This window comes from Streptomyces sp. NPDC052107 (assembly GCF_040680215.1).
Lineage (GTDB): Bacteria > Actinomycetota > Actinomycetes > Streptomycetales > Streptomycetaceae > Streptomyces.
In genome coordinates this window covers 1-11,231 of sequence record NZ_JBFAWG010000147.1, presented here as the reverse complement: position 1 = coordinate 11,231, position 11,231 = coordinate 1, and the positions used below count along the sequence as shown (strand labels likewise).

The window sequence follows — 11,231 nt, the reverse complement described above, 5'->3', positions numbered from 1 at the left end:
CCCTCAAGCCCCTCCTCGCCCGGGCCGCCGGCTGACACCCTGACCCGCCCCCCACACGCCTGGGAGGGAGCGACCATTCCCACCCCCTCCCAGGAACCCACCGGGCGTGACAACCGCGCCCTCGCTACCCAGTTCTGGAAGGCATCATGACCACGGTCAAGGGCAGCGCCCTAGAACTCGGCGACATACAGGCCGCCGCTCTCGAGCCACGGCCGACGCCCTACGCGGGCTCCTACCTCGCCCTCCGTATCGACGACCGCAGGCAGGGGCGTGAGCTGCTGCGGCGGCTCTCTCCCGCCCTCGACTCGGTCGCCACCTTCGACCCCCAGCGTCAGGTCTCGCTCGCAGTCGCACTCAGCTTCCAGGGCCTGAAGGCCCTCGGAGTGCCCCAGGAATCGCTGGCCACCTTCCCCCAGGAGTTCCAGGAGGGCATGGCCGCGCGGGCGGCCGAGCTCGGGGACGTCGGGGACAGCGCCCCGGAGAACTGGGAGGGCCCGCTCGGGTCGGAGGACGTGCACATCATCCTGGCCGCCCTCGCCCCGGACGACGCCCGCTTGGAGACGGTCGTCCTCCTGGCCCGCGACGCCCTGCGCGATCTGCCCGGCGTCGTCCCCGTGTGGCAGCAGGACGTGCACGTCGGACCGGACGAGAAGGAACCGTTCGGCTTCCGGGACGGCATCGGCCAGCCGACGATCGAGGGTACGGGGATCCCCGGCACCAACCCGCGTGAAGTTCCGATCAAGGCAGGCGAGTTCGTCCTCGGGTACGAGGACGAGACCGGCGACGTGGCCCCCGTACCGCAACCTGAGGTGCTCGGGCGCAACGGGACGTACGTGGTCTTCCGCAAGCTGCACACACGTGTGGCCGACTTCCGCCAGTACATACACGAGCGCGCCGGCGACCGCGCCGAAGAGGAGCTGATCGCGGCCAAGTTCGTCGGTCGCTGGCCCAGCGGCGCCCCGCTCGCACTGACGCCGGACAAGGACGATCCCGAACTCGGTGCCGACCCTGAGCGCAACAACGACTTCATGTACGGCGACGACCCGCAGGGTCTCAAGTGCCCCGTCGGCGCGCACGCCCGGCGGATGAACCCGCGGGACGCGGTCGTCACCGGCGAGGTGCGCCTGCACCGCATGATCAGGCGCGGTACGACCTATGGTCCGCCGCTCCCTCCGGGAGTACTGGAGGACGACGGCGCCGACCGAGGCATCATGTTCGCCTTCGTCGGAGCGCACCCTGCGCGGCAGTTCGAGTTCGTCCAGCGGCAGTGGGTGAACGACGGCAAGTTCATCGGAGCGCCCGACGAGAAGGACCCGCTGGTCGGCGGGAACGACGACGGCCAGTTCACCATGCCGCGGCGGCCGATCCGCCGCCGCTTCAAGGGGCTGCCGCCGTTCGTCGTCAACCGGGGTGGCGAGTACTGCTTCATGCCCGGCCTGTCGGCGCTGCGCTGGATCGCCGACCTCGACACCTGACCTGTCCCACGAGCAACACGAAAGGAACGTTTCTCATGGCTGACCACTTCTCCGGACCGCGTGCCATCGCCGACCCCGCGTCCGACATCTGCGACGTCTACGCCTTCCCGAGCCCGGAGCGGCCGGGGAACCTGGTGCTCGTCCTCGACGTGCTCCCTGCCTCCGCCCCCACGGCCCTGTTCTCCGACGCGATCACCCACCGTTTCCGTGTCCGGCCCATCACGTCCGTGACCGAGGGCGCCGCCGCGGCCTTCCATGTCGGCGAGGACGAGTACGTCTTCGACTTCACCTTCGACGCCCCCCAGCAGGTCGACGGCACCGACACCCAGGTGCAGACGGGCACGTGCCAGGCGCCGGGTGGCCGCAAGGTCGCCTTCCAGGTCGGCGACGAGGTGCCCACCGAGGGCGACGGCCTGAGGATCTTCGCCGGATCGCGGCTCGACCCGTTCTTCATCGACTTTCTGGGCGTGATCGCCACCGACATGACGGGGAAGCTGTCCCTCAGGCCGGACGCCGACAACGTCCTCGCGGGCCTGAACTGCCTGAGCATCGTCCTGGAGGTCGACGCCGCGCTGCTCGGCCCGGCCGCCGGCTCGCTGGTGGCGGTCGTCGGCGAGACCCTGACGGCCGGTGGTGTGCGCCCGATCCAGCTGGAGCGCATGGGCAGGCCGGAGATCAAGAACGTGGTTCTGTCGAGCAGGAAGTACGACACCGTCAACCGCGATCTGGAGATCCGCGACCTCTACAACGAGGAAGACACCTTCAACATCCGCCCCGACTACGAGGGCGCATACCGCGCACGCTTCAACGCCAACCTGGCCTGGTTCGACGGCTTGGACGGCAAGACCGATTGGCCGCTGGACGAGCAGGGCGCCCACCCGCTGACCGACCTGCTGCTCGCGGACTTCCTCGTCGTCGACCTGTCCAAGCCCTTCTCCGAAGACGGCTGCTTCGAGATCGAGACCGCCCTGGCGGCCGGCCGCCCGCACACGACCTGCGGTGGCCGCTCGCTCAACGACGACATCGTGGACACCCTCTACACCCTGCTGGTGGGCGGCGTCGACGGCGAGCGTCTCAGCGACGGCGTCGACCAGGCGACCAAGCCGGCCACCCACACCTTCCCCTACCTCAACGCCCCCAACCCGACCCCGCCGGACCTGGGCGCCCGCCTGGCCGCGCTGATGCCTCCGCAGGAAGCGGCATGACCGGGGCGTCTCCTCAGGTGTGCGACCCGGTCACGACGAGCGGCACCATCGCGGTGATGAATCTGCACGGGCAGATCGACGGCCTGGCCGTACGGCTCAGCCGGACGGGTGCGGGGGAGGCGCAGGCGGCCCGCACGGCGGTGGCGGCTCATCTGGCGGTGGCCCAAGGGGCGGCCCTTATCGACCTCCTCAACCTCCGAGGCCACGTCCTCGGCCGCGTCGCCGACTACGAACAGGCCGCGCACCTCGCCGACCAGCTCGTACAGGCCGCCCCCGAGGACGGCACGGCCCTGCTCGCCCGGGCCAGGACCCGGGCGACCCTGCACCGCTTCGCCGAGGCCGCCGCCGACCTCGGCGCGGCGGACTGCGGCGGCGCGGACGAGGCCACCCTGAACGCGGAACGCGCCGTCATCCTGCAGGCCCTCGGTTGCCACACGGATGCCATGGCCCTGATCCACAGAGCGGAAGTGGGGCAGAGCCGCTTCACGACGGCCGGCGCGCTCGCCGTACTCCACGCGGAGCGCGGGCAGACCACCGAGGCGGAGCGGCTGTTCGACGAGGCGAGACACCACTACCAGGGAACCTCGCCCTTCCCGCTTGCCCAGCTGGACTTCCGGCGCGGGGCCATGTGGCACCGCGAGGGCGATCTCGACGCGGCCCGCTCCTGCTACGAAGCCGCCCGGCGCCGGGTGCCCGGCTACGCGCCCGCCCTGGGCCACCTGGCCGAGATCGAGCTGTCGCGCGGAGCCTTTCATGCCGCCGTGACCCTCCTGCGCCCCCTCGCCCGGACCAGCGACGACCCTGAGTACGCCGCCCACCTCGCGGAGGCACTGCACGCGGTCGGCCGGGTCCATGAGGCGAAACAGTGGCGTGAGCGTGCGGCAGCGCGCTACGACGAACTGGTCTCGCGTCACCCGGAGGCCTACGCCGACCACGCGGCCGACTTCTGGCTCACCGTGGGGGCCGACGCGGACCGCGGGCTCCAACTGGCGGTGCAGAACCTCGCATTCCGCCAGACAGCCCGAGCCCACGCCCTGTTCCAGCGCGCTCTCCTCGCGCAGAACCGGGTCGCACAGGCTGCCCCATAGCCGCCGAGCGGTGGCGGCCATGGGGCACCGACGGGGCCGGCCGGACGTCAGAGGGTGCGTTCGGCCGGCCCCGCACCAGCAGGCCAGGGGGAACCCAGCCCGGCCTGGCGGTCGCTGCCCCGGTCTCTCGCCCCCTCGCAGGGCCCTCACCCGACTGTGATCTCGCGGACAGCCACGGCCGTCCGCACACGCAACCACTACTCAAGAAGGCTCGGAACGATGGACACCATGCTGGCAGGACGCGTCCACCTGGACACGAAGAAGTTCCTCGTGGAGGAGATCCCGGTCCCCGAACCCGGACCGGGCGAAGTACTGATCGAAGTGAAGGCGGCCGGCGTGTGCCTCTCCGACCTGCACCTCATCGACGGCAGCATCTCACCCGTGCACCTGAAGTCCGACGTGCTCACTCTGGGGCACGAGATCTCCGGTGTCATCCATGCCCTCGGGCCCGGCCTCAAGCGTGACCTTGCCGTCGGTACGCGGGTCGCCCTGCAGGCGGGACAACCCTGCCGCGAGTGCGCCACCTGCGTCAGGGGCGGCAGGTGCACGTCGTTCCGCGGTCGCGGCGTCGACTACGACGGTGGCTGGTCCCAGTACACCATCGCCCGTGAGGACACCGTCGTCCCCATCCCCGACGCACTTCCCTTCGACCAGGCAGCGATCATCCCGGACGCCGTCTCCACCTCCTACGCGGCCCTCGTCGAGACCGTGCAGGTGCGTTCCGCACACTCGGTGGGCATCTGGGGAGTCGGTGGCGTGGGGGCCCACGCGGTCCGGCTGGCCCGCATGATGGGCGCCTCACCGATCATCGCCGTGGACCCGCTGCCCGGTGCGCGCGAGCGAGCCCTCGCCTTCGGCGCCGACATCGCGCTCGACCCGACCGACCCCGGTTTCGCCGAAGCCGTGCTGCGGGCCACGGACGGCATGGGACTGGACTATGCCTTCGACTTCGCGGGCGTTCCCCGGGTCCGGGAACAGGCGTCCCCCCTTCTCGGCGACCACGGTGCGCTGGTCCTGGTGGGTATCACCATGGAGCCGCTGACGATCTCGGAGAAGATGACGTTCAACCTGAAGAACAAGAAGGTGTACGGACATTACGGATCCTCGTTCGACCACGTCTACGAGCTGATCCGGCTGGCCGGCAGCGGCCGTCTCGACCTGGCCCCGTCCATCACCGACCACATCCCCCTGGCCGAGGCTCCCGAAGCGATTCACCGCCTGGAGCGCAAGATCGGCGACCCGATCCGCCTCATCCTCGTTCCCTGACGAGTCGACCGAGCGCATGGGCGTGCCGGCCGTGCACTCTGCGGAGGCGTGCGGCCGGTAGGTCCCGTCAGGGGCAAGGTTGCGCAGAACGGACCGAATGCGGCGCATTCGTCCTGCTCCGTCGTTCCCCTGCTGGACCTCGCCGCAGCGGTATGGGCCTTCGTGCCTCTCGCCCCGCCCGAGCAGCTTCGCGAGGCAGGGTTCAACCCCCGTTCCTGACGTTCCGGCCCGGCTGCGGCCGTTCGTGGACACCTACGGGTCGAGCGACCGGCGTACCTTCCTGGCCGCCCTGCACCGCTGCAAGCTGCTGGCGGGCGAACGCATCAAGTACTACCCGGTTCCGGCCTCGGGGGCAGCCGAGCCCTGGAACACCACGCCCGCGAACTGCGCTGGCTGCACGCCATGGCACCTGAACGCGATAGTGCACTGTGACGCACCCCGGCACTCCCGCCTCCAGTGAGGACAAGACAGTCCAAGCTGCTCGACGCGCGCCGCCGTGCGGGCGCCTTGATCTTCGGTGTCGCAGTCGAGCGAGGCTACGTCGGGCAGAACCCACTTGTCGGACTCCGTTGGGTCGCGCCCGAGGTTGCTGACGAAGTCGATCCCGAATGCGTGCCAAACCCTGCTCAGGTTCGCCGCCTGCTCGAAGCAGTCAAAGCCCTTCGTCCTCGCCTCCTTGTACCCGGCCCTGCCCGTGATCCTGGGACATCACCAGGTGGACTGGACCCAGTTGGCGGCACGGCTTGCCGCGTCCCTGGTGCCTGAGGAACTGCTCCTCAGGCACCAGCTCTCGCAGAGCCCGCAGACCGCGGCCACACTCGGAGGCGAGGTTCGCGCGGGCGCCGTGCGTCAGCCCTGCCGGCTGCAGTCGTAAAGGCGGAAGCTGCCCTTGGTGCGCCAGCCGTAGGCCCCGGAGCGGATGCGCGTGCAGTGGGACTTCACCCAGGTTGTGGCCGGGGTGGTGGGCCGCAGCGGGGTGAGCAGCACGTAGCGGAGTTGGTGAGTGGTGACCAGGCTGCCGAGTTGATCGGCGGTGGGGAAGGGGGTCTTGCCGGTGAATCCGCCCATGACGAGCATGGGCTGGGACTGGGCGCGCAGCAGGCGCTCCGCGGGGTAGGCGGCCTGGGTGGCGAGCAGGTACTTCTCGCCGTGGTGGTGTGCGGTGAGGTAGTCGAGCAGGGAGGTGTCGCGGTCGCTGGGCTGGTCGAGCCCGACCCGGCGGAGGGCGGATCGGTCGTGGAGGGCGTTGTGGTAGACCTTGCCGACCGGGCCGGCTGTGGGCGAGGTGGAGGCGCCTGCGTAGAGCGGGTCGAGGGAGGAGGCGGCCCAGCCTGCTGGCAGGAGCAGAGTGGCCGCGATCCCGGCGGCCAGGGAGCCCTGGACCATCCCACGGGAGGCGTGTGACCCGGTGGTCCACAGGCCGAGTGCGCCGCACAGCGCAAGGCCCACGGCGAGCAACAGCAGCCAGGAGGCGAACAGGGTCGGCACGTCGAGTACCAGCGCCCAGGCCACCGTCAGCAGGATGGCCGACGGCAGCCACACGCGCCGCCGACCGCCAGCCTCGTACTCGGACCGGAAGAGGGCGAGCCCGCCCCCGGTGAGCGCGGCGATCGCCGGTGCGAGCACGGCCGTGTAGTACGGGTGGTTGCCGTTGGAGACGCTGAACACCACGGCGTGCACGGCCAGCCAGCCGCCCCACAGGAGGAATCCGGCACGCAGGAGGTCGGTTCGCGGTTCGCGGGCGCGCCAGACCAGGGCCACCACGGCGGCGAGCGCGGCGAGCGGCAGGAACCAGGCGATCTGTGGGCCGACGGTGTGGTTGACCAGCATTCCCCAGCCGGTGTTTCCGGAGGTCCGGCTGGCGGCGGTCCCCGAAACGGCACCGAACGCGGTGTCATCGTCGCTGAAGCGGCTCAGGCCGTTGTAGCCGAAGACCAGGCTGAAGGGATTGTTGTTGGAGGTGCCGTCGACGTACGGGCGGTCCGCGGCGGGCGTCGCCCAGGCGAGCAGCGCCCACGAGCAGGAGACGGCCACGGCGACCGCACCGCTCAGCAGCAGGCGCAGGGCACGTCGCAACGGTGTACCGCTCGCGGCGACTTGGTAGACGACGGCGAAGACCGGCAGCACCAGCCATGCCTGCAGCATCTTCGTCTGGAAGGCCAGCCCGACCCAGACGCCACAGGTGATCAGCGGCAGCAGCCGCCCGGTCCGTACGGCCTTCTGCAGGGCTCCGGCGGCTGCCACCAGCAGCAGAGTGAGTGCGGTGTCCGGGATGGTGGCCCTGTTGAGGACCACGGTGACCGGGGTGAAGGTGAGCGTCAGGGCGGCGATCAGCGCGGCGAACGGCCCGGCCCAGGCCCGTACGATCCGGTGGAGCAGCCATACGGTGAGCACGCCCTCGATGACCTGCGGCAGCGCGGCCGCCCACGTGCTCGGACCGAAAATCCAGACGCTGATGGCCTCGGGCCAGAAGGCCCCGGGCAGCTTGTCGAGGGTGATCGAACCGCTGGGGTCCAGACCGCCGAAGAAGAAGGCCCGCCAACTGGCGGCCATCGACCGTATCGCCGAGCTGTAGTAGGGGTGAATCGCGGCGTGTCCGATGCCCCAGCCGTACAGCAGTGCGGCGACGACCAGCACCGCGGCCAGCGCCGGGCGTTCCCAGCTCGCCGGAGCTTCCGGCCGGCTGCCGCGCCGGCGCGATGTCCGGTGGCCGCTGTGGGAGCCGGTGGTCTGGTCGGTGGGGATGGTGGCCATGGCGGAGGTCCTTGGATCAGTGGTCAGGCGGGGCGGCGGGTTACAGGCGGCGGGGCGGCCGGAAGCCGCGGGCGTTGCTGGTGCGTGCTGTCCAGCGATACGCCGTCCGACAGGCTGTTTGTGGTCGTGCCGCTGGCGGCAGACCGGTCGGGGTGGAAGCTGTGGCGGAAGGGGCCGTCGAGGCCCGTGCACACGCCGCGGCGGTCGACGGGGCCGGCCCGCCGACGCGAGCGACGCCGGCGGCGCCGGGAGCCGGTCGCTGTGGACGTGCCGGCGGTGCGGCGCTGCGCCGTCGTACCGCCGCCGATGGCGACGCGCACCGACAGCGGGATGTCCACGACGATCGGCTCCGCACCGGTCGACACGGCTTCTCGCCCCCTCGGGTCGGATGCCGCCCGGCCCGGCCGCGGTGCGGGCGGCCACCACCGGCAGCGGCACGACGAGCGACGCGCCCGGCGGACACACCTCGCCGGGCAGCCGCATCGCGGCCGGCGACAGGGGCACTGTGGCGCGGGGCCCGGGACGCGGTGGGCAGGGCAGCGGGTCCTCTCTCAACCGAGCGACGAGCGCTCGAACGTTCGATGAACGCACACTTTAGCCGCATGCGATCACACAACAATCACACGGGCGTCACCGCGTCGTCCTGCCACGGAACTTCCGGGGTGGGCCCCCGCGCGGGGGCCCGATTCTCGGAGTCCGTCAGCGGACGAAGGCGATCTCCGGGTAACTCCTGGAGGGCCCGTCCAACAGGGTGGTGTGCTTGCCGCGCAGCTGCTTGTCGAAGAAGGCGGCGAGGTACACGCGCTGGATCTTGATCGCCCGGTCGGGGTCGATCGAGCCGTACTGCTGCTGCACCTGCTCCGGTGAGAGCCCGAGCAGAGGCGCCACCTGCGGCACCAGCCACTCGTTGTCGCTGAACGACAGGTGCCTCGAGCCGTGGAGCTGGATGTCGACCCGGTACCCCTTCAGGTGGGGCCACAGCTTGCGCCACGACGAGTCGTTGTTGCGGTTGTGCGTGCCGGAACTGAACAGCATGAACGGGCGGCTCAGGTCCTTGCTCGGCGCCGTGCCGAAGAACTGGCCGTCCAGGTTGGCGCCCGCGTCGATGCGGTGGTCGAGCTGCATGGCGGTGTCGACCGCGGCGCCGCCCAGCGACCAGCCGAACATCCCGATGCGGGACGTGTCCACGGACTTCGACAGACCGGAGGGGAGCTTGGCGTGGTCGACGTCCGGGTTGCCGCCCTTGGCGATGGTGCCGAGCTGGTTGATGACGAAACGGATGTCGGCGGCGCGCACGTTGAGCGTGTCCGACGAGTGCGAGCCGGCCGGCATGGTGTTGACCTCGAGCCGGTTGCCGGGGAACTGCACCTCATTGGCGTCGTGCGTGTGATCGACGGCAATGACGATGTAGCCGCGGCTGGCGAGGTCCTCGGCCAGGGCCGTGCCCATCGCGCGGTCCGAGTGCAGCCCGGTCGAGTACAGCAGCACGGGCAGCTTGCCGAGCTTGGTGTCGACCGGGGCCAGGACGTGGCTGGATGTCTGCGGCAGCGTCACCTGCTGCGGCGACAGGCCGCGCGAGTACAGGAAGTGGGCGCCCGAGATCGACGGCATCCACGGCGCCACCGGGTGCCCGGAGGTGGAGGAGGCCGGGTACCAGTACGTCACCATCAACTCGCGCGCGCGATTGTCGGATACGTACGGGTCCGTCCGGGACTTGTCGACGAGGTGCTGGCTGAAGGTGCCGACCTTGTAGGGCCCGCTCGGCGCGGGCAGCTTGAGCTGGACGGCGGAGGCGAGGCCACGGCTGAGCGTGGCGGCCGGGTGGGCGTCCTTGGGTAGGGCCGCGCTGTCGTTCTCGGGCGCCCAGTTCGTGGAGTCCTCGTCGGGCGACGATCCGGTGGCCGACTGCTTGTCGGACGCCTTCCCGGCGGCCATCGAAGGCGTCACCCCGGCACCCAGGGCGACAGCGAGCACACCTGCGGTACCGACCGCTCGGGCTATGAGTCTGCGGCGGTGGCGCGGTCTGCGGTGTTGCATATAACTCCCCTAGTGGTCACGGGCCCAGTGGCCCGCTGATGGTCAGGGCACACCGTACCGCTGCCCGGACCTACGGATCGCGCGACCACCGCGTTCACCGCGGTTGCACGCACGGACCATCCCCCCGGGCACTGTCCGGCGGATCACGGGGGGCGCGCCGCGACCCGTACTGCGAGCCGATCGCGTTGATCTTCGCGTTTGGCTCTGCAACCGGGAAACGCCGAGGACTTGAGTCCTTCGGAGCACTGGCCACTGGTCACATCGTTCCGCCCCATGACGGGCACAACGAGCCGACGACCGCCAGATCACGCGCCCGGCCCGGGGCCCCTGCTGGGCTTCGACGCCTTGGCAGTGATCGCTTCCGCACACGCCCGGGCCCGTCCCCGCTGTCGCCCGTCACAGGTCGCGGGGCGGGCTGGTCCAGGGCTTCGTGAGGCAGCGCCTCGTCGGCGGTGGCAGCCCAACTCGCCAGCAGCTTCAGGGCGTCCTCGTCGGGGGAGCCGGGCTCGGCGCTCATCGCCGTCAGGCTCAGGGAAGGGTGTGCGGGCAGCCGCATGGCGTCGAAGGCGAGGGTGAGGCCGCCGACGACCGGGTAGTGGAAGTGCTTCACACCGCTGTGGTGCAGACGCACGTTGTGCCGGGCCCAGGCGGTGCGGAACTCCTCGCTGCGGGTGACGAGTTCGCCGATGAGGTCGGTCAGGCTCTTGTCGTGCGGATTGCGGCCGGCCTCGGTGCGCAGCAGGGCGACGGTGTTGTTCATCGACTCCTGCCAGTGGCGGCCGAAGAACTCGCGGCCTCGGGGGTCGAGGGACTTGAACCGGGCGATGTTCGCCGGAGGCTCGTGTCCGTCGCTGAACAGGGGCGCGTACAGGGCGAAGCCGAGCCGGTTGGCGGCGAGGAAGTCGAGGCGGCCGTTGCGGACGAACGCGGGCGCGTCGGTCATGGAGTCCAGGATCCGCTGCACGCTCGCCGGCACCCGCGTCGGCTGCTGGGCGGTACGCGGCGCTTGTGCGGAGTGGTGTTGGCGGCGCGGGCCAGGTCGTCGAGGCGGGCGCGTTCGGCCTCGTCGAGCTGAAGGGCACGGGCGAGGGAGTCCAGGACCGCCTCGGAGACTCCGGTGAGGTTGCCGCGCTCCATCCGGACGTAGTTGTCGACGCTCATCCCGGCGAGCACGGCGACTTCTTCGCGGCGCAGGCCGGGGACGCGGCGGTTGCCGCCGTAGGCGGGAAGACCGGCCTGCTGCGGGGTGATCCTGGCCCGGCGCGAGGCCAGGAACTCCTTGATCTCGTTCCTGCTGTCCACGCATTCCCGGCTAGAAGACTCATGAAGATCTTGGTGAGGGGCTGTCCGGCCGTAGGCCGGGCAGCCCCTGTTCGCTATGCGGTGGCAGGGGCGAGTTGCCAGGT

At 70.7% G+C, this 11,231-nt stretch carries 8 protein-coding genes and 1 pseudogene; 5 read left to right on the top strand and 4 right to left on the bottom strand.

Annotated elements, in window-relative coordinates; translation table 11 throughout:
• Positions 1-146: 146 nt before the first annotated feature.
• The 5 genes from AB0M27_RS44585 (at position 147) to AB0M27_RS44565 (ending at position 5,494) form a co-directional block, all read left to right on the top strand.
• Positions 147-1,475 (top strand): Dyp-type peroxidase, encoded by a 1,329-nt coding sequence (locus AB0M27_RS44585; RefSeq protein WP_365731544.1) that lies wholly within the window; start codon positions 147-149, stop codon positions 1,473-1,475.
• Positions 1,476-1,510: 35 nt separating this feature from the next.
• Entirely contained in the window at positions 1,511-2,680 is a 1,170-nt protein-coding gene (locus AB0M27_RS44580; RefSeq protein WP_365731542.1) for a DUF4331 family protein, read from the top strand.
• A complete protein-coding gene (locus AB0M27_RS44575; protein ID WP_365731540.1) occupies positions 2,677-3,768 on the top strand; it encodes a tetratricopeptide repeat protein in 1,092 nt (363 codons plus the stop codon). Before AB0M27_RS44580 ends, AB0M27_RS44575 begins: the two co-directional genes overlap by 4 nt.
• A 219-nt stretch (positions 3,769-3,987) precedes the next feature.
• Positions 3,988-5,034 carry a zinc-binding dehydrogenase gene (locus AB0M27_RS44570; RefSeq protein WP_365731538.1) on the top strand — a complete coding sequence of 349 codons (1,047 nt, stop codon included), beginning with the start codon at positions 3,988-3,990 and terminating at the stop codon, positions 5,032-5,034.
• 244 nt (positions 5,035-5,278) lie between these two features.
• On the top strand, positions 5,279-5,494 hold the full coding sequence (locus tag AB0M27_RS44565; RefSeq protein WP_365731536.1) for a hypothetical protein: 216 nt from the start codon (positions 5,279-5,281) through the stop codon (positions 5,492-5,494).
• A gap of 389 nt (positions 5,495-5,883) precedes the next feature.
• On the opposite strand, the gene AB0M27_RS44560 is transcribed toward AB0M27_RS44565, so the two are convergent.
• The 4 genes and pseudogenes from AB0M27_RS44560 to AB0M27_RS44545 all read right to left on the bottom strand — a co-directional run.
• Positions 5,884-7,788, bottom strand: a complete 1,905-nt coding sequence (locus tag AB0M27_RS44560) for a glycosyltransferase family 39 protein (RefSeq protein ID WP_365731534.1) — start codon at positions 7,786-7,788, stop codon at positions 5,884-5,886.
• 23 nt (positions 7,789-7,811) lie between these two features.
• Complete coding sequence (locus tag AB0M27_RS44555; protein ID WP_365731532.1) at positions 7,812-8,153, bottom strand: hypothetical protein; 342 nt, start codon at positions 8,151-8,153, stop codon at positions 7,812-7,814.
• Between the two features lie 334 nt (positions 8,154-8,487).
• Complete coding sequence (locus AB0M27_RS44550; RefSeq protein WP_365731530.1) at positions 8,488-9,723, bottom strand: hydrolase; 1,236 nt, start codon at positions 9,721-9,723, stop codon at positions 8,488-8,490.
• A gap of 547 nt (positions 9,724-10,270) precedes the next feature.
• Positions 10,271-11,127, bottom strand: a pseudogene (locus AB0M27_RS44545) (helix-turn-helix transcriptional regulator); the annotation flags it as partial.
• Between the last annotated feature and the right edge of the window lie 104 nt (positions 11,128-11,231).